This window comes from Parazoarcus communis SWub3 = DSM 12120 (assembly GCF_003226565.1).
Taxonomy (GTDB): Bacteria; Pseudomonadota; Gammaproteobacteria; order Burkholderiales; family Rhodocyclaceae; genus Parazoarcus; species Parazoarcus communis.
Window position 1 is genome coordinate 216,262 of record NZ_QKOE01000002.1, and the last position, 22,482, is coordinate 238,743.

A 22,482-nucleotide genomic window follows, 5' to 3' on the forward strand; every position below is an offset into this window, starting at 1 on the left:
CGCCTGCGGTCAGTTGACCTGGACCGCGACCAGCTCGGCGGGCAGGCCTGCGCCGCCGATCGGTACCACGACGTACTGCTTGTCACCGGCGCGATACGTCATCAGCGCGCCGAAGGCAGCACCCGGCAGGCGCAGCTCGCCGACCAGATCGCCGGTGCGGGCGTCATGGGCGTAGAGGTAGGGCTCCTTCTCCTCCAGGCTGATCTGGGTGATCAGCGCATTGCCGCGCGAGGACAGGCCGATCACGCCGTGCGTGCCCTCAGGTGCAAGGAACAGGATCTCGTCGGTCAGCGCGATGAAGCTCTCGCGCGGTACGCCAACGCGGTCAAGTTTCAGGTCCTTGATCGCCGGGTGGTCAACCGGACCTTTGCCGGCGGGTATCTGCCACAGGTGCTTGCCGGTGTTCATGTCGATCGCGGTGACGGTGGAGAACGGCGGCTTGAACAGCGGCAGACCCTGCGGACCACCCACCCCGGCCCAGGTGCCGGTGTAGTCATAGACGCTGGCGTTTTCCTTCTTGATCTTGATCCCGAACGGAATGGTGAACGAGGGTACGTACAGCACATTGGTCTTCGGGTTGTGGGCCGCGCCGGCCCAGCTTGCACCACCCAGCACGCCAGGCACCTGCAGCGTTCCGGCCTTGTCCAGCGTGGGCGGGGTGTAGAGCGGACCGTAGTTGTAGCGCGCCAGGATCTTCTTCGCCTCTTCCTTGAGCTTGGGGGTGAGGTCGATCAGATCGTCTTCGGTCACCCCTTGCTGGACAAAGGGTGCAGGCACGGTCGGATGCGGCTGGGTCGCTGCGGAGCGTTCGCCCGGTACGGTGGACTGCGGGACCGGACGATCTTCGATTGGCCACACCGGCTTGCCGGTAGCGCGGTCGAAGGTGAACACAAAGCCCTGCTTGGTGACCTGGGCAACGGCCTTGATCTTCTTGCCGTTGACGGTGAGATCCATCAGGTTGGGGGCGGTTGGCAGGTCGTAATCCCACAGGCCATGACGCACCATCTGGTAATACCAGGCCAGCTTGCCTGACTTGGCATTGACCGCCACCAGCGACTCGCCGAACAGGCCATCACCCTTGCGGTGGCCACCATAGAAGTCATTGGTCGGGGTCGAGAACGGCAAATAGACCAGGCCGAGCTCTTCGTCACACCCCGGTCGCGCCCACATATTGCCCGAGCCGGTGGTCTTCCACGATTCGTCTTCCCAGGTCTCGTTACCGGCCTGTCCCTTTTGCGGCGGCTGTTCAAAGATCCACACCCGCTTGCCGGTCCGCACGTCAAAGGCCTGGACGTCGCCGGGCGGGTGGTATTTCATCGGCTGGCGGCCGATGGCGAAGGAGTCGAGCACGGCGATGCTCGGCACCACGGTATCGCCGCAGACGATGGGGGGCGAGGTGACCGCGATCAGCGAGCGGTCTACCTGCCGGCGCATGCCCTTGGTCAGGTCGACGCGGCCTTTTTCGCCCCACGATTCGATCGGCTTGCCATTTTTGGCGTCGAGCGCAATCAGGTAGCCGTCGCCGGTGCCGACGATGATGCGCTTGTCCTCGCCGTCGGCCCAGTAGGTCAGGCCGCGGTTGATGAAGCCGAGATTGGGCGGGGTACCGTCCTTATAGGCCTGCGGATCGTAGGTCCACAAGGTCTTGCCGGTCTGTCCGTCAATGGCCGATACCGTGCTCATCGGCGAAGTCGAGTACAGGATGCCGTCGATTGCCAGCGGGGTGGATTCGTTGACCCAGGTACGCAGCTCGGCGTTGTCCGCGGCGACGGCGTTGTCAGGCATGGACCAGCGCCACGCGACTTTCATCGACTTCACGCTTTCGGCAGTCACGCCCTTGCTCGCCAGATAGCGCGAACCGGCCTTGTCTCCGGTGTATTCGGTCCAGTTTCCGTCATCGCCGGCAAAGGCCATGCTCATCGCGGTGAGCAGTGCGGTGAGGCAGAGTGCGCCGCGGACGCCCGTGGGATGGGCGCGTGAGGTTCTCGACTTCTTCATCTGATTGTCTCCTTTCTGGTTTGTACGTCGCGCCAGGTGTGCCGGCGCGTCGTCGAGTGCCGCTACTGCAGCCGGTCGTCGGCGTGCCAGGGGAAGGAGAGCAATTTGGGTGCCACGAAGTTAAATTATTGTTTTTATTGATATTTTAAGATTTCTGCTGGCGAGGATCAAAGGCCTGACCCAAGGGAGTCTGTTTTTTTCCTTGTAATTCATGTGGTTACAGAGATGTGCCGATACGGCGCTGAGACAGCTGTCGCGCGAACGATGCGACACCTGTCGCGCCTGTCGCAGCGGGTCAGTCTATCCGGGGGCGGTTGTCCAGCTGATTGGTGCGCGACGTCGTGCTGGGGAAATGGCGTGTCAGTGCGTCATCGACGGCGTCGATCGCACGATTGAGGCCGGTCTCGTAATGGCCCTGGCGAAAATCTTCGCGCATCTGGGCAATGACATGCTGCCAGTCATCGGTGCTCAGTTCCTTTGCCAGACCCCGGTCGGCGACAATCTCGATCTGATGCTCGACCAGTTGCACGTAGATCAGCACGCCGTTGTTGTACTCGGTGTCCCAGACCCGCAGACGACCGAACTGGGCCAGTGCGCGCTCATGAACCACGGTCTCGATCGGTACCCGCTGTCGGAGATGGCGCCACAGGTAGCCGACCGGCAGCGTGGCCTCGACCTGCAGGCAGATCTCGCCGCTATGGCGGGTCTCGCTGGCAGCAATGCGTTTTTCCAGGCGGCTCAGTGCCTCGTCGCTCAGTACATGCCGGGCATCGCCCGCGTCGAGCCAGAGATGACGGAAAAGGCGGGACAGGCTGTTCATGCGCTGCAATCCTTGTGCATGGGCTTACCAGCGACCCGAGGCGCCGCCGCCTCCAAAGCTGCCGCCGCCACCCGAGCGAAACCCGCCGCCGCCTCCACCAAAACCACCACGGCGTCCGCTGCCACCCCAGATCACCGGTCCGCCGGGACCGCGACCGGAGCCCCCACCTCCGCCACCCCCCATGGCCAGCACGAAGATGAAGGCAAGTACGGCACCCAGCCCGGCCAGCAGCAGGCTGCCGGTCAGCAACTGGACCAGCAGGCCGGTGGCGCCGGCCGTGGCGACCGTTCCAAGCTTGCGCCCCAGCATGTTGTTGAGGATGCCGCCCAGCACCGGCACACCAACGAACAGGAAGACGGCAAGGTCGTACAGCGACATCGAGTCGCCCGTGGTTTCGCCACGTGAGGCAGGCAGTGGCAGGTCCTCGCCGCGGATCAGCTTCATCAGTGCATCGGTTCCAGTCTGCAGTCCGCCCGCGAAATCGCCCTGGCGGAAGGCGGGGGTGATCAGGCCATCGATGATGCGGTAGGCGGCAAGGTCGGGCACCGCGCCTTCGAGCGCGCGTGCGACTTCGATGCGCACCGTGCGGTCATTCTTGGCCACCACCAGCAGGATGCCGTCTCCCACATCACGGCGGCCGATCTTCCACTGGTCGGCCACCCGGTAGGCATAGGCGGCGATGTCCTCGGGGGCAGTCGTCGGCACCAGCAGGACCACGATCTGGCTGCCGCGTTCAGCTTCAAAGGCCGCCAGGCGGGCCTCCAGGGCCTGGCGCTGTGCGTTGTCCAGCGTGGCGGTCTGGTCGATGACCCGGGCGTTGAGTGTCGGCACCGGCTGGAGGTCCTGCGCCTGGGTCAATGCCGGCAGTACGCCAATGCACAGCAGGACAGCGGCGGTCCACAGGCGCCAGAGCGTCATGGGCAGCGACGGTGGCAAGATTGCTCGCATGCGTGGTGGTATTCAGCGCGCCGGCTGGCCGCCGAAGTCCACGGTGGGCGGGCGCGAGATCTCGGCTTCGTTGGCCACGGTGAAGCTGGCTTTCGGGCTGTAGCTGAACATCATGGCGATGAGGTTGGTGGGGAAGCTCCGGGCAAGGACGTTGTATTCCTGCACCGTCTGGATGTACTTGTTGCGGGCCACGGTGATCCGGTTCTCGGTACCCTCGAGTTGCACGCGCAAGTCCTGGAAGCCCTGATTGGCTTTCAGGTTGGGGTAGTTCTCCGCGACGGCCAGCAGTCGTGACAGTGCGCCGCCGAGCTGGCCCTGGGCCTGCTGGAAACGTTCCATGGCCTGCGGGTCGTTGAGTGTTTCCGGGGTGACCTGGATGGCGGTGGCACGCGAGCGTGCCTCGATGACCCGTGACAGGGTCTCCTGCTCGAAGCTGGCCTCGCCCTTGACGGTATTGACCAGGTTGGGAATCAGGTCGGCACGGCGCTGGTACTGATTCAGCACCTCGGCCCAGGCGGCCTTGCTCTGTTCGTCCAGACGCTGGAAGTCGTTATAGCCGCAGCCGCCCAGCAGGCCGGACAGCGCAGCGATCGTCAGCAGGGCAAACAGGCGGGAGCGGACGGATGGGGACGTGGCGCGCATGGGTGCTTCCTTGAAGAATGAACGATACAGCCCGCGGCTGCGGGGTCCTTACTTTACCAGTGTTATGCCTCTGGTGTTGGGCGCAGTCCCCTCGGCAGGTGCTTGCGCGGCTGCCTATACTGAATGACACTCAGCCGCAGGGAGACCGTCATGTCCGATCATGTCTACAAGCTGGTCGAGCTCGTCGGGTCATCGAAGACCGGCATCGACGACGCCATCCGCAACGCCATCGAGACTGCCAGCCAGTCGATCCGCCACATCGACTGGTTCCAGGTGGTCGAAACCCGTGGGCATGTTGCCGATGGCAAGGTTGCGCATTTCCAGGTCACGCTGAAGGTCGGGTTCCGCATCGAATCCGATTGAACAGCCGGCGGCCGGGGTCATTCCGCCATGGTGCGATTGCGGCCGGCATGCTTGGCGCGATAAAGGCGCTGGTCAATGAGGTCGATGAAGCGCAGCGGGTCGTCGTCGGCTTCCGGGATCAAGGTACCGATGCCCAGGCTGACGGTGAGCTGGGGGCTGACGCTTGATGCCGCGTGGGCAATGGCCAGCTGGGCGATGGTGTGGTGACAACGTTCGGCAACGAGCATCGCAGCACGGGCGTCGGTCTCGGGCAGCACGAGCACGAACTCCTCACCGCCGAAACGGGCGCAGAAGTCGCGTGCGCGGGTGGCGACCGTGGTGAGTGCCTGGGCCACCTGTTTGAGGCATTCGTCGCCTTGAAGATGCCCGTAGCGGTCGTTGTATTCCTTGAAGCAGTCGATATCGAGCAGCAGCACCGACAAGGGTTGGCGATTGCGTCGGGCGTTGGTCCATTCGAGCTCCATGATCGAATCGAACATGCGCCGGTTGGCCACCCCTGTCAGGCCATCCTTGTACGACAGCGCTTCGAGTTCGCGCTGTAGTTGCAGCAGCTTGTCCTCGGTCTGCTTGCGTTCGCTGATGTCGAACATGAAGCCGATCAGGGCTTCCACTTCTCCGTTGCGGCGTATCACATGGACAACGTCGCGTATCCACACATACCCGCCGTCCCGGCGCAGGGCGCGATAGTCTGCTTCATGATCACTACCGGCCTGGGACTGGGCGACACAGAATCCGACGACGCGGTCCCGGTCATCCGGGTGCATGCGGTTCGCCCAGTCCTCGACGCTGACCCAGCTGTCCGGTGTCCAGCCGAGGAGGGCTTCGATCTGGGGGCCGATGTATGTGAAGCGCATCGTCTTCCAGTCGATGCGCCAGGGAATGGCCCGGGTGGACTCGAGTAGTGTCTTATAGACGTCTTCGTCGGCGGAGGGGCAAGGCGGTGTGGAGCTCATGGGCGTTGGGGTGGGTATCGGTCTGATTTGATTGCTGGCGTTCGGATGCGCTCTGGTTTTGCATCCTCGCAGTGAAAAGCGCGTCGTGGGTGTGCGGTACTGCGCAGTCGACAGCAGAAAAGTGTGTATGGATGGTCCGCAGTTTGCTTGCCAACATCGCCCTGTCAGCCAACCGGACCCTTGCCTCATGACTGCACACCATGACGAAGCGCCGCCTTCTCCGCTTGAACTCGATGCCTTGATTGAAACCCTGCGCAACAGTATCGCCCACTATCTTGCGACCGGCAGCGGGCGTTCGGCCGAGAATGGCCGCCGGGCGCTGGTACGGCTGGGCGCGCTGCTCGACAGTGGGGGGCGGACGGCAGCGTGCGGGGGTGGGAGCATCGAGCATCAGCCTGCGCTGGCGGCCTTGCTCGCGTTGCTGTCGCGGCAGGCGCTGGCAACCTCGCATGCCGATGCGCGCACCATTGCGCGCAGTCTGGAGGCACTCAGCCACAGCGCAGATACCGGCATGGGCGAGGTGCTGCGCAAGCAGATCGTCAGGCTGGCAGAGGATTGGCGGCTGCGCGAGCGCCGGACGGGCGACCTTGAGCGGGGGTTCCGCGAGTGATGACCGGCCTGATGCAGGCCCCGGATTTGCTTTTGATCGACTTGAGGTGCGCGGGTCGGGCCTGGGGCCCTGCAAACTCGCGTGCCTCCGGGGTGCGCAGTTGCCGTCACCCTGTCGCAGACCCGACGGAGATCCGAAAATGGCCTACATCCCACTGTGCAAGCTCAGGAACCTGATGGAGGGCGATGCCGCCCCGTTCAATGTCGAAGGCCGCGAGATCATGTTGTTGTGGCCAGATGGCGGCGAACTGCAGGCCTTCGATGGCTTGTGCCCGCATCAACGGATTCCGTTCTCCCGCGGTGTGTTCAATGGCCGCTACCTGACCTGTACTGCGCACGACTGGGTGTTCGACGGGCGTAGTGGCGAATGCCGCCAGGGCGAGGACTGTACCCTGGCGCGCTACCCGCTGAGGGTGGTCGATGGCGTCGTCGAGGTCGAACTGACCTGACTTGTCCGCGTCAGTCAGGTATCGCCGCGTTGTCGGCCACCACGACCGCAAACAGGTCTGCCAATGCGGCCAGTGCCACGCGCTGTACCGTGGAAGCATCGATCACGCTGCCGTCAGGGGCAGGCAAGGCGCGGGTCGCGGTCGCTGCAGCCGGTACGCTGACCTGGTAGCCCAGACTGAAGGCGCCACGTGCCGTCGAGTTGATGCACATGTGGGTCATGAAGCCGGCAATCACGACACGGGTGACGCCAAGCGCCTTGAGGCGGGCATCGAGCTCGGTTCCGACAAAGGCGTTCGGGTAATGCTTCACCACGATGGGCTCGCCGTCTCGAGGTGCGACCTTGTGGGCAATTGCACCGATATCGCTGCGGATGTCATAGGGCGAGCCCGATCAGTGGCGTTCCGCCTCGGCAAGCATGCGGATCATTTTGCTACGATCCACAGTATCACGCTGTTCTGCCGCGAGACGGTTCGCCAGTTGCAGCGGAGTCAACCCATGCTTGGCGTCCAGCACATCAACTTGCGCGCCATGTTCGAGCAATAGCCCCACAGCTTCAGTATCGCCGAACAGCACCGCCGCGTGCAGCGGGTAGCCGCCATGGAGATCATCGACCAGATTGAGATCCAGTCCGCGCTCGACAAAAGCGCGAAGTGCCTTCTCCCTGAGCACCGCATCTTCGATCTGGATCAGAAAGCTGCCTCCCCCAGCGCGTTGAACATCGGCAACGTCCTGCGCATCGATGCGGAAGCGGAACAGGTACTGCCTGCAAAGAAAGTTGTCGAACGGAATCCGCCATCCCCCTTTGTCGGCGCAAAGCACCAAACTCAGTGCATCCTGCCTGCCTATCAGGCCAACCGCAACCGCAACATATCCCCCGAGCAGCGCCAACGCCGACACTACCGCGATTCGTCGCACCGCTCTCATCCCCACACCCGCTCTCCCTGAGAGTATGGCCCGTAACACACATAGGCACGATGTATGGACCCACCCCGGCCTGAGACGACAAGGCCGATAAGCTGGAACCTGAAACTGCGCGAGAGTTGATTACGCACGTGCTCGGAGATCTTGATGGAACTCAGATCCATATCCTTCGAGTTCTTGAACCATCGCTTTGCACTGCTCGTCGCCAGCTTTCGCAGTATCTGCTTCACCCCTGCTCCTGGGTTTGCCGTGGACCTGAAAAGCGTCTCAACCCAACCCAGTGCTGCTGTGGCGTCAATCGCCTCAATCAGCAGTCCTTGTGCGAATGCCCTAACAGCGTCTGTTATCACCGAGGCATCAATCACCTGGAAATCCCTCGGGAAAAAGAACTTGAGAATATCGCGCGTCTCCCGATCATCGAAAATCAACTCAGAAGGCAGGAACTCCCGCAAACCGACCCACGTGCCTGATTTCATTCTACTACTCCGTCAAATGCGCAAAAAAATGCATTTGGGATTATACGTTGTCCGGTTGACGATGAGCGACAAGCGTCAGGGGACTCACGGGATAGCAGTTGAATTTCCTATCCTTCCTGATTCATGCAAATGGCGTTTATCCGGTAAAGTTCGAAGATCAGCATTTCATTCGGTAACTAGGTGTCGGCTGAAGCCGGGGCGGTTCAGACACTCGATATTTGGCGTGAGGCGTAGCCGGATGTCGCGCATACAAAGAAGGGGTGTATGGTTTCGATTCAGGTGGGTGGCGAGGACAAAACCGCGAAGATCAGCGACTGGACGATTTACTGGAACGACAAGTACGAAGCCCTCCAGCTGAGGTGTTATTACCCCTCCAAGAAAACTTACACGCGCCCGCTCAGCGACTGCAGTATTTCTCCCACCCGCGAGTTGGGCGAGATGTTGCTGACCAAGCCCAACAGCACGATCGTCACGCCCATCGCCAAGGCGACAATCTATGGCGAGCGGTATGCCGTCATACACTATCCGGACGCCGACAAGCCCTACGTCTTCAAGTTGGATGATATCGGCTTTGCCGCGCCGACGGCGATGAAGGACGCGCCGGTCTTCCACTATTTCGCTACCGTGGCGAATGCCCGGAAGGATCACGCCGAGTCGCAGGCTGACCGTAAGATCGCCGCCAACGTTGTGCGCCAACTGGAAAAACTGCCCGCCAGTGCCGACACTGCTTTGCAGGCCTACTGCACGGGGCGCAACGGCACGCTGGCACCGGGCCAGGGGCTGATCTACCCGTTCGGGCTGAACGAGAGCCAGCTTGTGGCGGTCGAGCAGGCCTTCCGCGCGCAGGTCAGCGTGATCGAAGGGCCACCGGGAACCGGCAAGACCCAGACTATCCTTAACATCCTGGCCAATATCCTACTGCGCGGGCAGACTGTGGCGGTGCTGTCCAATAACAATGCGGCGGTGGAGAACGTTTACGAGAAGCTGGAGAAATGCGGCCTGGGTTACTTGGTCGCCAAGCTCGGCAATCAGGACAACCGCAAGGACTTCTTCGCCGACCTGCCGCTGTGGCCAACAAGCGAGCCCGAGCCCGCGCCAACTTTGGACGAAATCCAGGCCATGCTGGCCCGCTTGAAGCAGCACCTGCACGACCACAATCGGGCGGCGCAATTGCAGGTCGAGCTCGACGAGTTGGCCGTCGAGAGGCGCTACTTGCAGCAGTGGCAGGTAGACAGCGATGTGCAGGCTGCCACCTCGCTGGACAAGTACGGGTTGAGCCCGCGCAAGACGGCGGACCTGATGGCCTATCTGGCTCATCTCGGTGAGCAGCGCATCCGCCTTAAAGATCGCATTGAACTGCTTTTCAATTTCAGGATTTTCCGTGCCAAGCCGTTCACCCAGGGCGACGCGCGGCTGGCCGTGTTCCATGCTTTGCAGATGCACTATTACGACAAAGCGCTGCGGGACAAGGAAGCAGAGTTGCAGGCGTGCCGCGAGTCACTAGCGCGTGGGCATTTCATGGCCTTGCTGGATGAGTTGAAGAAGGCGTCGATGCGCCATCTGAAGCAGCATCTGCAACGAAAGGTGCTGCCATCGGGCAGCTTCGATGCCAAGACGTACCAGAATCAGCAACAATTCGACATCTTCTTACAGCGCTTCCCGATCCTAGGCAGTAGCACACACTCCATCGTCAATTCGATCGCGTCTGGGGCGATTCTCGACTATGTAATCATCGACGAGGCTTCTCAGCAGGATATCGTTCCGGGCATCCTGGCGCTGGGTTGCACGAAGAACCTGATCGTCGTCGGCGATAACCGCCAGTTGGCGCACATTCCGGTGGCGCTCGGCCTGCCGGCACCCGCCGACGCCTACGATTGCGAACGATACAGCCTGCTTGATTCGTGCATCAGCGTGTTCAAGGAGGAGCTGCCAAGAACTCTGCTGAAGGAACATTACCGCTGTCATCCTAGGATCATTCAGTTCTGCAACCAGCAGTTCTACGATAACGCACTGGTGCCTATGATCGAGGACAAGGGAGAAGCGCCACTGCGCCTGGTGGTGACCGCCAAGGGCAACCATGCCCGCCAGAATACCAACCTGCGGGAGCTGGACTCCCTGCTCAAGTTGCTCGACGATGAGGACGCGCCTGTCGGGCTGGACGGCAACGGCCGTGGTTTCATCGCGCCATTCCGGGCACAGGTCAACCTCTCCCGCACGCACCTGCCAGCGGATTTCGTCAAAGACACCGTGCACAAGTTCCAAGGCCGGGAGTGCGACGAAATTGTCTTTAGCACCGTGCTGGACAAGAAACGCTGTAACCAGGAGCGTAAACGCCTGGATTTCGTCGATGATCCGCGCATGATCAACGTAGCGGTGTCGCGGGCCAAGCACCGCTTCACCCTGGTGACGGGCGACGAAGTGTTCACCGGCAACAACGGTCACATCGCGGCCTTGATGCGCTACGTCGCTTATTACGCGCAGGACGAGCAGATCGTGCGTGCCCCCGTAGTATCGGCCTTCGACCTTCTTTACCGTGAGTATGACCAGTCCCTGGCGCGCTTGAACGCCCGCTTGCGGTCAGAGGATTCACGCTACAGATCCGAGCAGATTGCGGCACAACTGTTGCGCGAGGCGCTGTCCGATCCGTCCTGCCAGCCGCTGACCTGCCACGGCCAAATCAAGCTGGATCAGATCGTGTCGCCGACTAACCTAGTTTGGACGCCGCGCGAGCGGGCCTTCATGGCGCGTGCCAGTTGCGATTTCGTGATCTATTTCAAGGTGGGCAAGACCCCGCTGGGGGTGATCGAAGTCGATGGTGGCTCCCACGACCGGCCCGATCAGGCGGCGCGGGACGCCTTGAAGAACACTATCCTGGCGAAAAGCGGCATCCCCATCCTGCGTCTGCGCACCACCGAAAGTCATATCGAACAGAGAATCGCCGACTTTATTGCCCAGTGGGCGATCTAAAGTTACCTCACCTCACTTAGCACCGGCAAGCGAAGCATCAGCGGCACTCCGAGAGAAACTTTCATAGGCAGATGATCGGCCGAAAGCGGGCAGTAGACGAGTGGGCGGCTCGAGTCAGCTTTCCGACCTTTAGCGGCCGCCAGTCGTGCTGCCATTGAAGCCTGACTTAAACCAACCAGCCACCACGGAATCCGGGGCGATTCAGTACGCGAACTGCTGGACTGGCTAAGTACCGAAGCCGCCGCCGTGTCGGCGGGTGGCCGTCGTGGCGAGGGGGTGGGGGGGCGCCACGGCACGACACGTCAATGAGCGGGCGCCTCGGCCAGCCTGCGTTTCAAGGGCGGCAGGCGGGCCAGCAAGGCAATCACCACCACGGCGAAACCCAGCCGCGCCCACAGAATGCCGGACAGGTCTGCACCCAGTAGCAGAATCAACAAGGTGTCCTCGATCACGCTGTGACATAGGCCCAGAAAGCCCATGGTCAGGAACACGTCGCGGCGCGTCAGCGCGCCCGAGCGCGCCTCGCGGATCAGCAGGCCGGCGCCGAAGCTCAGCCCCAAGGTTGTCCCGATGATGGTGATGTTGGCCGCTTCGCGGCGGATGCCGATGAGCTTGAGCACAGGCGCGAGCAGCGCATGCATCAGGCGCTCCACGCCCAGCACCCGCAGCAGCCGCAGCCCACCCATCAGGGCGGCGATCACCACCAGCACCATCGCCAGCATGGTCACCTGATCCAGCGCCCAGCCGGTCAGGCTGGCGTCGACTGCGGCCGGCTGCCACAACATGCGGCTGTCGTGTTGCAGGCTGTCGGTCAGCGTATAGACCAGATTGAGCAACCCACCCAAGACTAGTGCGCCGCCAATGCGAAGGCACAGCGTGGCCCGCCAGCTCACGCCGGTGGCCTTGGCAACGGCCCCCTCCACCGGCAGCGAATGCGCCACCAGAATCATCACCCCCAGCACTGTGACCTGCGCGACGCTGAGCGGCTGCTGCAAGCCATAGTCGAGAAACACCACCAGTGCGGTGTAGATGTTGGTGAGCATCGCCGCTGCCCAGACGATCCCCAGCGTGTCGGGTAGCCCCACCAGCGCCATCAACGGCGCCAGCAAGCAGGCGAGCGCGGCCGTAGCGCCCAGCATGTCCAGCGCCTTCACCACGATCAATGCCGGCATCATGACCTTGAGGAGGGTGAAATAGACCGACAGCACGTCACGAACGAAGTCACGTCCGCGATGAATCCAAGAGGGGGGAGCGGGGGGAGGACGGGAGTCGATGTTCATGTCGGGCAAGCGTGGCAACGGGCAATGGTTGGAAAAAAACAGCGGGTGTGGACGTCGATGTACGAGGACGAAGGATTTATCCAGCAATGAAACAGGCGACACCGTTCGCCCGGATCCCTTCGGCTGTGCTCAGGACAGTCCTGCCGAAGGGCGTCTCTCGGCAGTGCCTTCGAGCGAGCTTGGACAATCCTGCTCCAACTGTGTCTAGGGGCGCCTCAGTTGGAGATTCTAGCGACGGGGCGTAGAAATATTTCAACCATTTCAAGCGATTCATTGCATAAAATTCACATGATTTCCTCAAAAAGAAATTTCCGAAATGCCCCATTTCCTGGACCGCATCGACCACCGCATACTGAGCCTGTTGCAGCAGGACTGTTCGCGCACCAACCTCGCCCTTGCCGAGGCAGTCGGACTGTCGCCACCGGCCTGCCTCAAGCGCGTCAAGCGCCTCGTGGCCGAAGGCTATGTCGCCCGTCAGGTGGCCATCCTCGCACCGGAGAAGCTGGGCCAGTGGCTGCACGTGGTGGTGGAAGTCCAGATGGAGCGCGACCGCAAGGACTTGTACGAGCGCTTCCTCGCGCGGGTGCGCGCGGCCCGCGCAGTCAAACAGTGCTACCAGGTCACCGGAGAGAGCGATTTCGTGCTGATCGTGGTAGTACCGGACATGGATGCCTACGACCGCTTCTGCGACGAGGTACTCTACGCGGATGACAACATGCGCAAGTTCCGCAGCATGGTTTCGCGCTTTCGCAACAAGTTCGACACCAGCCTTGATCTGTGAGGCCGGACGCACGCACGATTGACGGTCACCGCTGTCGAATCAGCGGGCGCGGATGCGGTCCGCCGGCCCCCAGTGGGGCGACCCCGCCACGGGCGAGATCCGCTGCACGTGAGCGTTCGTGATGACGCTCCGTTTTTCGCGCCACCAGGACGTGGAGTTCGTCTGGGACCAGAGCGTGCGCACCTGACTCGGCTGCTACCGTCGCGCCTTCGAGTGGCTCGGCGCCGTGCCCGCGCGGCTCGTCATCGACAACGCCAAGTGCGTGATCACCCGCGCGCGCCCGCACGGCGCTTTTCGCGCTGCTGATCCAGGACGAGATCGCCCGGCGCGAGCAGAAGAAGTTCGGCAACCGGCTGCTCGCCTCGGCCACCGTCGACCGGCTACGCCACAACGCCTATTGTCTCACCCTCGACGGGGTCTCTTGCCGCGCGCGCCGACAGGGTCCGAATCGGGCGAAGAGCGCCCTTGCCAGCACCCCAAAAACATCGATTCTTGACCCCCAACGACGTCCGTTAGCGCCCGGCTCGAGTGGCTTCTATATGCCGATCATCGGTGGCTCTATTGTGGCGGTCAGTGACAGGCGATGAGCGACAAGCGCCGGAGTACTCACGGGATAGCGGTTGAATATCCTATCCTTTTGAAGGCCGCGGCGGCCAAGCGACCACCGCAGCCAACCTACTTACTTCTTCGGTCGCACCGCGTCTGCTGTGCCGAGAATGAAGGCCTTGATCTTCTCCACTTCTCCGGGGGTCAGCTTGCCGGTGAAATCCGGCATGCCGCGCGATACGAACGGTCCTTCGAAGACGAACCGATCGAGATGTTCGATGGTTGTCGCCGCGGAATACCCCAGGTTGGGAATGGCGCCACCTTTGTCCACGCCCGGGACGCCGTGGCAGAAGGCGCAATTCATCACATAGAGCGCAGTTCCTTCGGGCACGTCGTCAGGCTTGTATTTGACGCCAGAAACCAAGTTGTTGACCTGATACTCGACGAAGGGAGGCATTTTCGCATTGCCGCCCAGGGCGAAGGTATATACCGTACCCGGCGTGCGACGCTCGGAGGCACGGGCCGACAGGCCATATACCCCACCCCAGCCGACTGCAATGGATACGTACTGCCTGCCGTCGACTTCGTAGGTTACTGGTGCGGCGATGACACCGGTGCCCATTGGTGCCGACCATAACTCCTTGCCGTCACGTGCGTCGAAGGCCATCAGGCGTGCGTCTGCCGTACCCTGAAACACCACGTTGCTGGCGGTGACCAGGGTGCCGCCGTTCCAGGGCGAGACGTGCTCTTTACGCCAGACCTCCTTCTGAGCAACCGGATCCCACGCGATCAGACGGCCAAAAGGCTGACTGGTGGGGGGCCGGGTATTGACCAGCATTCCGAGGTTCCAGCCGATGCCGGACATCGCCTGCCCGGGCTTGGCTTTGTTGTATGCCCAGCTCTTGTCCTCCTGAAGCACCAGTGGAACGTTTTGCGCCGGGAAGTAGGCCAGGCCTGTCTGCGGGCTGTAGGACATCGAATGCCAGTTGTGTGCGCCGAAGGGCCCGGGCGTCGCGTCGAAGGGCTTGTCTGGATCGCGTGCGGCAGGATTCTCGATGGGGCGGCCATTGGCATCGTATCCAGTCGCCCAGTTCACCGGGACAAAGTTCTGTGCCGAGATGAACTTGCCATTGGTGCGGTCGATGACGAAGAAGAAGCCGTTCTTTGGCGCATGCAGGATGACCTTGCGCGGTTTGCCCTCCAGTTTGATGTCGGCCAGGATCAGGTCCTGTGTAGAGGTGTAGTCCCAGTTGTCTGCAGGCGTTTGCTGATAATGCCAGACGTATTCGCCAGTGTCAGGTTTGAGTGCGACGATGGACGCGGTGTACAGGTTGTCACCACCGGCCGGGCTGCGTTTGCGGTGTGACCATGGCGAAGGGTTGCCGGTGCCGATGTACATCAGATCAAGCTCGGCGTCATACACCATCGAGTTCCACACCGTGCCACCTCCTCCGGCCTCCCAGTACTTGCCCGCTGGGTCCCAGGTCTTGGCCGCCGCCGCCATGGACGCGTCTTCGAAGGGCTGATCCGGATTTCCCGGCACCGTGAACCAGCGCCAGGCCTGCCTGCCGGTGTCGGTGTCGTAGGCGGTGATATAGCCACGTACGCCATACTCCGCGCCGCCGTTGCCGATGATGACTTTGCCCTTGATCACGCGCGGTGCGCCAGTGATGGTGTAAGGTTTGCTGCTGTCGATCAGCGTGTTCTGCTCCCACAGCTTCCTGCCGGTTTTTGCGTCGATTGCGAGCAGCCTGCCGTCCAGCGAACCGACGAAGACCTTGCCGCCATACACCGCCACGCCCCTGTTTACTACGTCACAACACGCGTCCTTACCTTTTTCACGCGGGACTCCCGGGTCGTAGGTCCAGATGTTCCGTCCGCTTCGGACGTCTACTGCATGTACGATGCTCCATGGTGCCGTCACGTACATCACGCCATCGACCACGATAGGCGTGGCTTCAACGCCACGCGTCGACTCGAGGTCGTAAGACCAGACAAGGCCCATCTCCTTGACATTGTCCGGGGTGATCTGGGTAAGCGGGCTGAAGCGTGTACCCGCATCATCATAGCCGTGGCTGGGCCATTCTCCGCCCGCCGCGAACGCGGCGGAACTCAGCATCAGGCAGCCCAGACCAAATGCTGTTTGCTGCAGGCGCTTGCGCGCGGGGGCGATGCCACTGCGCGGCTGCACAAATACCGTCGTCAACATAGTGTCTCCTTTCTTCTCTCTTGTAATGGGGGGGGCGCGACACGCCTGATCCCTTGCCAGCGGACGGCTCCGCTCAGAACACCTTGAGTACGCGCAGGTTCAGGCGATCGTCTTCGCGGAAGCCGTTATGTACCGATATGTCACGACCGTAGCTGGCCAATAGTTGCACGTCTGGCGCAATGAACCAGCCGGTGCCGATACTGACCTTGGTCGTACGCAGACGGTCGCCTTGATTGACTCCGGCGATCTCGGTTTCGCCGCCGAAGGTATGGGAGACTCCTGCGCGCAGATCCCAGGCATCGGATATGTGATACCGCAGATAGCCTTGGAACTGCATTGAGGGCTTCTGCTTCATCGTTACCTTGGCAGCACCGAACTTGTCGTTCTTGCCGTACAAGGTGATATCGCCCGCAAGATCGAGCGAAACCCTGTCCGATAGCTTGGTGATGAACCCCGCTTGCAGAGCGAACTTCCAGCGGTTTTCACCCAGGTTCAAGGCATCATCATTGTCGTAGTTGCCGGTCGGTGCGTAGATGAAGGGGGTGATGCCAAAATAGGTACCTGTTTGCGGGCGGTTTACCAGCCACACCGTTGCTGCCAGGATCAGGTCACCCACCCCACTGGTACTGCCCAGCGCCGACAGGTCGTCCTTGCCTTCCAGCCTGCCGAATGGAAGCAGAAACTGTGGATCGACGATATAGCCGCCGATCTCGGTGAAATGTACGCCGCGCAGGATGCCGACCTGCGAATCCAGTCGCATGTCGCCCGGGGCCTTGTGCCCCTTCGCATAGAGTGCATCGCGGGTGGCATATTGGTAATACAGCATTGCCAGGTTGGTACCGGCGGGCAAGGCCGTGTAATCGCCTGCGTCAACGTCAACCGCGTGTGCTTGCGGTATCGTCAGCGCCATGCACAGCGCCGCTGCGCCCCCAAGACCGCACCAGCTGTTCTGGTACGTCCTCGCTGTCCACTTGAGTGGCTTCATTCCATTGTCTCCATTAGTAGTAATATTCGGCGGCCGCTTTCCAATGTCGTGGAGCTGGCCCTGCGGCTTCTTGCAGAAGCCGTGCCAATGAAAATAACTACAACAAAAACAGTTGGTTAATGGATTATGAGTACGACCCTGAACAATAACGGGGTAGCTGCGCTGTATCGTTTCAAGTCAGGCTGTTCCGGCTGTTGGATCGATACACGCCACCCCCGACACAGGAGGAGACATGAGACCCGTCCGGACGGAATTCGACCGCAAGGTGCTGCACGCACGCCAGTTGCTGCGCGAGGCCCGTGACATTCCCCCCAGCTTGGTGGCAGATGACGTGCAACGCTCGTGGTCACGCTCCATCCGGCATGGCCTGAGCGAACGCGACCGCGTATTGTTCAATCCGGTTTCGGCGGCACAACTGCGCCGAATCAACGAAGTACATCGCACCTTGCTTGGTCACGCCGAACCCGAGATGGAGCGCTTGTTTTCCGCGCTGGACAATGCCCATTGGGTGCTTGCCTGTCTGGAGGTGGGGGGCAACATCATCAAGACTTTGGGCGGACAGAGTGCGGAGTTGCGCGATATCGCCACGGTCTTGCGTCCGGGGTTGAACCTGAGTGAGCGCGTGGCTGGCACCAATGCGCCCGGCTTTGCCCTGGAGGAGAGGCGGGCCATTGCCGTGCGTGGTAGCGAGCATTTTCTCGAAGAGGCCCAAATGTGTGCCTGTGCCGCAGTGCCGATCTTCGAGCCATCCGGTGCATTGGCCGGGGTGCTGAACGCGTCACGCCATCACCGCAGCGCATCCATTGGCATTATGGAGCCGCTTGCACTGGCTGCCCGCGCAGTCGAGAACCGCATGGTTGCCGCTCTGTCCGCGCCCTTGCGCCTGCGCTTGCATTACAGCGCCGAGTTGGTCAACTCGCCGATGTGCGGTCTGCTGGCGGTTTCCCGCGATGGCCAGATTCTTGGCGCGAACCCTTTGGCACGCCAACTGCTTGAGTTGGACACACTGATTGAATCGGATCCGTGCATGGAGACGGTATTCCAGCAGAAGGTTGGCCTGTTGCTCGACACGTTGCGTAGGCACGGTAGCACTCCCACGCCGATTCACTGCCACAACGGCGTGCGCATTCATGCTTGTCTGGCTGACGCTGCGCCCACGCGTGCGGTGTCAGTGGCACCTGCCGCATCGTATGATGTTGCCCGGACCAGCATGTCCCCGATGTTGCTTGATCCGGAACTCGTGCAGCGTGTTCGGCAGGTCGAACGTGCTTTCGCGCGCGATATTCCGGTGCTCATCAATGGTGAAACCGGTACAGGCAAGGAGGTACTCGCACGTCATTTGCACGAGGTGGGCCCGCGTGCCTCGGGTCCCTTCGTCGCCATCAATTGCTCGGCGATCCCGGCCAGCCTGATTGAGTCCGAGCTGTTTGGCTACGATGGCGGTGCCTTTACCGGTGCGCGGCGGGGCGGTATGGCTGGGCGTTTCGAGCAGGCCAATGGCGGCACTTTGTTCCTTGACGAAATCGGCGACATGCCGCTCGAGCTGCAGGCCCGCCTGTTGCGTGTCCTGCAGGAACGTACGTTGACCCGGCTGGGCAGTGCTCGCAGCATTGCGCTCAACTGTTCAGTGATCTGCGCGACCCACCGCGATCTCGTACAACGTGTCGCCAGCGGTGAGTTTCGAGAGGATTTGTACTACCGCATCAATGGCTTGCGTATCACTTTGCCTGCGCTGCGTCAGCGCAGCGATCTCGATGACCTTATCGATCATTTCCTTGCACAGGAAATGGCTTCCGCGGTTCCGCCGCTGACCCTCGCCGCGCGCCACTGTCTGTACCGTCATAACTGGCCGGGCAACATCCGTGAACTTCAGCAGGTACTTCGCCTTGGCGTGGCGCTTGCCGAGGGAGACAGCATTGACCTTATTCACCTGCCAACAGAGCTGACCGCTGCCCCGCCTGCGCTTCCGCCTGACCCAGCCGATATGCAGACCCACTGCCCGGATGGCAAGGCAACGCTGCGTCAGGCTGAGGCGGAAGTGGTCCGGTCTGCCTTTCTGCGAAATGATCGTAATGTTTCTGCCACGGCACGCAATCTCGGCATCGCCCGCGCCACGCTGTATCGAAAGCTACGCAATTATGGTCTGCTGACTGGGGAGGGATGATCAAGGCTCTCCGGTCAGGGATGGCAACTGTGTGCCGAGCTGATTGGCGGGCACTGCGGGTGAAAACAACCCGCCCTGGAAGCGGTCGCAGCCATGGGCGGCCAGTTCCATGCGTTCGCGGACGCGCTCGGTGTAGCTTTCGAGATGGAAGCCAAAGTTGCCACGCTCCTCCCGCTTGATGTGGTGCATCGAACAGGGCCTGCGGCAATGCCCGGTTGACGATGAGCGACAAGCGCCGGGGTACTCACGGGATCGCGGTTGAATTTCCTATCCCCGGCAAGAGGCCCGCCGCTGCACCGGGCAGACGGCGGGCCTCTTGCCGGGGATGCGGGCCGGTGCCTACCGGTCCGCGTCGGCGGCGGCGGCGTCGCCGGTGAAGAAGGACTCGTTCTTGCGGGCGACGACCCGGTAAGTCTCATCCTGGAACAGACCTTGAACGGTGCTCATGGTGCCGGCCTGCAGGTTGTAGATGGTCACGGGCTTGGCCAGGACGGCGGGCACCGCGGGGACGAAGAAGTTGGGCACCACCGAGGTCCGCCACAGCTTGCCTTCCGAGTCGTAGCCATCCACCAGGGTCAGCAGCCAGGTGTCCTCGTCGAAGTAGTAGCGGCGCTTGGGTACGGCGTGCCGCTTGCCCGACACCACGCTGGCCTCCACCTCCCAGACGCGGTGCAGCTCCCAGCGCAGCTTGTCGGCGTTGAGGTGGAACCTGTCGAAGGCCTCGGCCTCCTTCGCCGTCACCAGTTCGTTGTTGTTGTAGGGGATGTACATCTCCCGCTTGCCCACCAGCTTCCACTCGAAGCGGTCGGGGTGGCCCATGAAGCCCATCACTTCGTCGAAGTAGTTGGCGCCGGACGAAACGAAGTCCGGCGTGTCGTAGGCCACCGTCGGCGCCCGCCGCACACGGCGCTGGCCCACCAGGTACTGCCAGGCCTGGCGCGGCACCTTGGCGTTGATGCTGTCACGCAGCACCAGGGATTCCCCTGCCTTGAACGGCGGCGCGGTGGTGTTGAAGCGCTGCAGGAAGTACTCCCCGCTCCAGTCCTGGGCCGAGCCGTCCTTGTAGTAGTAAGGGTGCTGGAAGAAGTTGTCGGTACGCGTGGCCATGGCGCGGGCGCCATTGGAGGTGCCGACGATGTTCTTCGAGCCAAACTCCACCGACTCGGGCTCGATGCGCAGGATGTAGTTCCAGATCACCTCGACGCCGGACTTGGGGATCGGGAAGGGCACCCCACCAAAACAGCCCTCCACCGACAGGCCGGCCTCCACCGTCCTGCAGGCGGTCGCATTGCGGGCGGTGGCGTCGTACACATGCTGGGGAGCAACGGCCGTGCGGTGGGTGGGGAAGACATTGACGCGGAAGGACTCCGGGTATTTCTCCAGGAGGGCCGCCGTGCCTTCGGACAGCTTGTCGGCGTACTGGGCCATGTTGGCCGCGGAGATCTGCACGACAGGCTTTTCACCGGGAAACAGGCTGACCGGAATGTCCCCCACCCTGGCGCCGGCCGCCTTGGTTACCGTGCCGTTCCAGGCCGGGATGCTGCCGTCCTTGTTGCCCGCCCGCTCGCCACCGAGGGGCGTCAGGGCGCTCTTGAGCTGGGCTGCCTCGTCGGCGGAAACCGCGGCGACAGCCGGCTGAAACTGGGCCAGCGCACCGAACACGACCAGATGGATGATAGTCTTGCTCTTCATGTTGGGATTCCTCTTATGGGCGGGTGATCAGAAGCTGCGCTGAATCGACAGCGACACGAAGTCGCGATCCCCGTGGAAGTTCTGGTAGGAATTGAGGCCGGCCGGCGTGGCCACCGACCCTGCTATGCCGATGTAATGGGTGTAGTTGAGACCCACGTGCCAGGCCTTCTGGTACACGACCTTGGCCCCGACGCTGACGCTGCCGCCCTGCTCCGCCGGGAACAGCACACCATTGACCGACGAGCGCCCGAACAGGCCGTAGCTCACGCCGATGGGCAGCTGCAGATCGGTCTCGGGCAGTACCTGGAAGTACTCGGGCGTAAACACAAACTGCACGGCGCCCGCATCCCGGGTGGCGTTGGGGTCCAGCGCCTCGGCGTTGTCGGTTACGCGCAGGCGACGGTTGAAGGCAAACTCGCCGAGAAACGAGGCCCCATCCCACAGGGCGTTGGCCCCCAGCACGCTGATGGCCGACAGGTTGAGGTGCAGGGTGTTGCCCTTGGGAAAGCGCGCGTTGCTGCCCCCGTCGGCGGCCGGGTCGTTGATGGTGAAAATGAAACTGCCCGCCGCCACCAGGGGCTGGTTGCTGCGCACCGATAGCTCCCCCGCCACGTTGGTATCGCCGACCAGCGTGCTGAAGCTGCCGCCCACGGTGCGGATGTTGCGCCCGAAGACCATCACATAATCCTGCGGCACCACGCCAGCGGGGCCGGCGTTGAAGCGGGCATAGAACTGGGGCAGCTTTTCGTGGAAGGTCGCGGCATACAGGCCGTACTCGCTGTCGCTGGCCTTGAAGCGCACCTGGACCCCGCCCTGTCCCGCGTTGCCGGGCTCGATGTCCTTGCCGCGCCGAGCCGGGCCGTAGGGCGTGTACAGCAGCTCCCCGCCGTCATCCACGAAGTCGGCAAAACTGAAGTAGCTGCCCGCCGCCGGCAGGCGCGACTTGCGCCATTCGGGCTGGATGTAGGCGCCCACCAGGAGGTCGGGCGTGATCTGCAGCTGGGCCGATACCTGGCCCACCGGCCGCGCCACCTCCTTGAACTGGGAGTTGGGCACCGACAGGGCCCGGGCCAGGTCCAGGGGCGTCTGGGCACCGGCGATGCCGTTGTTGCCGAAGAACAGGCTCTCGCCGTAAAGCTGGGTGAAGCGGCCCGCCTTGAGGTTGAGATTCATATCCCCCACCGACTGGCGGGTATACGCAAAGGCATCCAGGACCTCGGCATTGCGCCCGTGGGTGATGCGCGTGTGCTTGTTGAAGCGGTCGTAGGGGCCGCTCTGGTTGAGGCCGGGGGCATCGGCGGCGCTACGGTCGTTGCTGCGCTGATAGACGTCGTCGTACCACCCCGCCGCGCTCACCCGAAAGCCGCTGTCACGCTTGTAGCGCACCCCCAGCTCGGTGAGGATGTCGAGGCGGTTGGAGATGAGCCCGCGGCTGAAATTGCGGTCGCCGTCATTGGTATTGACCTGGGGCGTGAGCCCGGCCAGGCCCTCCGGCGCCACGCTGGCGCTCACCCCGCGCACGCGCCAGGCGGTGCTGTACTTGAGGGTAGTGTCCCAGGAGATGGCCAGGTCCGGCGAGTCCGTGTCCACCGTAAAGGACAGGGCCGGCTCAGACAGGACCATGCCCGCACAGGCCCAGGCCACCGCGCTGGCAAGAAGCTTGATCTGCATGCTCGGC

At 62.3% G+C, this 22,482-nt stretch carries 20 protein-coding genes and 1 pseudogene; 7 read left to right on the top strand and 14 right to left on the bottom strand.

Annotated features, from left to right (window positions below; translation table 11 throughout):
* Positions 1-9 precede the first annotated feature (9 nt).
* The 4 genes from DNK49_RS04595 to DNK49_RS04610 form a co-directional block, all read right to left on the bottom strand.
* Positions 10-1,998: a pyrroloquinoline quinone-dependent dehydrogenase gene (locus DNK49_RS04595; RefSeq protein ID WP_110523154.1), complete on the bottom strand. Its 1,989-nt coding sequence runs from the start codon at positions 1,996-1,998 to the stop codon at positions 10-12.
* Between the two features lie 295 nt (positions 1,999-2,293).
* Positions 2,294-2,818, bottom strand: a complete 525-nt coding sequence (locus tag DNK49_RS04600; RefSeq protein ID WP_110523155.1) for a TPM domain-containing protein — start codon at positions 2,816-2,818, stop codon at positions 2,294-2,296.
* Between the two features lie 24 nt (positions 2,819-2,842).
* Complete coding sequence (locus tag DNK49_RS04605; RefSeq protein WP_110523156.1) at positions 2,843-3,736, bottom strand: TPM domain-containing protein; 894 nt, start codon at positions 3,734-3,736, stop codon at positions 2,843-2,845.
* Between the two features lie 42 nt (positions 3,737-3,778).
* Positions 3,779-4,408, bottom strand: a complete 630-nt coding sequence (locus tag DNK49_RS04610) for a LemA family protein (RefSeq protein ID WP_110523157.1) — start codon at positions 4,406-4,408, stop codon at positions 3,779-3,781.
* A 150-nt stretch (positions 4,409-4,558) separates the two neighbouring features.
* On the opposite strand from DNK49_RS04610, the gene DNK49_RS04615 reads away from it, so the two are divergent.
* Positions 4,559-4,771, top strand: a complete 213-nt coding sequence (locus DNK49_RS04615) for a dodecin (RefSeq protein WP_110523158.1) — start codon at positions 4,559-4,561, stop codon at positions 4,769-4,771.
* A gap of 17 nt (positions 4,772-4,788) precedes the next feature.
* Here DNK49_RS04615 and DNK49_RS04620 read toward each other — a convergent pair whose 3' ends face one another.
* The gene (locus tag DNK49_RS04620) at positions 4,789-5,724 is read right to left on the bottom strand and encodes a sensor domain-containing diguanylate cyclase (RefSeq protein WP_110523159.1); all 936 of its coding nucleotides are present in this window, start codon (positions 5,722-5,724) and stop codon (positions 4,789-4,791) included.
* A gap of 187 nt (positions 5,725-5,911) precedes the next feature.
* Between DNK49_RS04620 and DNK49_RS04625 the strand changes: the two genes are divergently transcribed.
* Entirely contained in the window at positions 5,912-6,334 is a 423-nt protein-coding gene (locus tag DNK49_RS04625) for a hypothetical protein (protein ID WP_110523160.1), read from the top strand.
* Positions 6,335-6,473: 139 nt separating this feature from the next.
* Positions 6,474-6,782, top strand: coding sequence for a Rieske 2Fe-2S domain-containing protein (locus tag DNK49_RS04630; RefSeq protein WP_110523161.1), 309 nt, complete (start codon positions 6,474-6,476; stop codon positions 6,780-6,782).
* 10 nt (positions 6,783-6,792) lie between these two features.
* On the opposite strand, the gene DNK49_RS04635 is transcribed toward DNK49_RS04630, so the two are convergent.
* The 3 genes from DNK49_RS04635 to DNK49_RS04645 are packed head-to-tail and all read right to left on the bottom strand — an operon-like array spanning position 6,793 to position 8,180.
* Entirely contained in the window at positions 6,793-7,155 is a 363-nt protein-coding gene (locus DNK49_RS04635) for an isochorismatase family protein (protein ID WP_165843273.1), read from the bottom strand.
* Between the two features lie 18 nt (positions 7,156-7,173).
* Entirely contained in the window at positions 7,174-7,680 is a 507-nt protein-coding gene (locus DNK49_RS04640) for an ankyrin repeat domain-containing protein (RefSeq protein ID WP_165843265.1), read from the bottom strand.
* Positions 7,681-7,703: 23 nt separating this feature from the next.
* The gene (locus DNK49_RS04645) at positions 7,704-8,180 is read right to left on the bottom strand and encodes a hypothetical protein (RefSeq protein ID WP_110523162.1); all 477 of its coding nucleotides are present in this window, start codon (positions 8,178-8,180) and stop codon (positions 7,704-7,706) included.
* Between the two features lie 264 nt (positions 8,181-8,444).
* Between DNK49_RS04645 and DNK49_RS04650 the strand changes: the two genes are divergently transcribed.
* Positions 8,445-11,147 (top strand): AAA domain-containing protein, encoded by a 2,703-nt coding sequence (locus DNK49_RS04650; RefSeq protein ID WP_110523163.1) that lies wholly within the window; start codon positions 8,445-8,447, stop codon positions 11,145-11,147.
* Between the two features lie 302 nt (positions 11,148-11,449).
* Here the strand turns inward: DNK49_RS04650 and DNK49_RS04655 are convergent, their stop codons facing one another.
* Positions 11,450-12,427: a hypothetical protein gene (locus tag DNK49_RS04655; protein ID WP_207806885.1), complete on the bottom strand. Its 978-nt coding sequence runs from the start codon at positions 12,425-12,427 to the stop codon at positions 11,450-11,452.
* A gap of 316 nt (positions 12,428-12,743) precedes the next feature.
* On the opposite strand from DNK49_RS04655, the gene DNK49_RS04660 reads away from it, so the two are divergent.
* Together DNK49_RS04660 and DNK49_RS24555 are read left to right on the top strand one after the other, a co-directional pair.
* On the top strand, positions 12,744-13,208 hold the full coding sequence (locus DNK49_RS04660) for an Lrp/AsnC family transcriptional regulator (RefSeq protein WP_110523164.1): 465 nt from the start codon (positions 12,744-12,746) through the stop codon (positions 13,206-13,208).
* A 115-nt stretch (positions 13,209-13,323) separates the two neighbouring features.
* A pseudogene (locus DNK49_RS24555) lies at positions 13,324-13,485 on the top strand (IS21 family transposase); the annotation flags it as partial.
* A gap of 402 nt (positions 13,486-13,887) precedes the next feature.
* On the opposite strand, the gene DNK49_RS04675 reads toward DNK49_RS24555, so the two are convergent.
* Positions 13,888-15,963: a PQQ-dependent dehydrogenase, methanol/ethanol family gene (locus DNK49_RS04675; RefSeq protein WP_110523165.1), complete on the bottom strand. Its 2,076-nt coding sequence runs from the start codon at positions 15,961-15,963 to the stop codon at positions 13,888-13,890.
* Between the two features lie 73 nt (positions 15,964-16,036).
* A complete protein-coding gene (locus tag DNK49_RS04680) occupies positions 16,037-16,948 on the bottom strand; it encodes a transporter (protein WP_110523166.1) in 912 nt (303 codons plus the stop codon).
* Between the two features lie 232 nt (positions 16,949-17,180).
* On the opposite strand from DNK49_RS04680, the gene DNK49_RS04685 reads away from it, so the two are divergent.
* A complete protein-coding gene (locus DNK49_RS04685) occupies positions 17,181-19,112 on the top strand; it encodes a sigma-54-dependent Fis family transcriptional regulator (RefSeq protein ID WP_110523167.1) in 1,932 nt (643 codons plus the stop codon).
* Here the strand turns inward: DNK49_RS04685 and DNK49_RS04690 are convergent, their stop codons facing one another.
* The 3 genes from DNK49_RS04690 to DNK49_RS04700 form a co-directional block, all read right to left on the bottom strand.
* Complete coding sequence (locus DNK49_RS04690) at positions 19,113-19,301, bottom strand: hypothetical protein (RefSeq protein ID WP_110523168.1); 189 nt, start codon at positions 19,299-19,301, stop codon at positions 19,113-19,115.
* A 150-nt stretch (positions 19,302-19,451) separates the two neighbouring features.
* Complete coding sequence (locus DNK49_RS04695) at positions 19,452-20,804, bottom strand: DUF1329 domain-containing protein (RefSeq protein WP_110523169.1); 1,353 nt, start codon at positions 20,802-20,804, stop codon at positions 19,452-19,454.
* Positions 20,805-20,831: 27 nt separating this feature from the next.
* Positions 20,832-22,475, bottom strand: a complete 1,644-nt coding sequence (locus DNK49_RS04700) for a DUF1302 domain-containing protein (protein ID WP_110523170.1) — start codon at positions 22,473-22,475, stop codon at positions 20,832-20,834.
* Between the last annotated feature and the right edge of the window lie 7 nt (positions 22,476-22,482).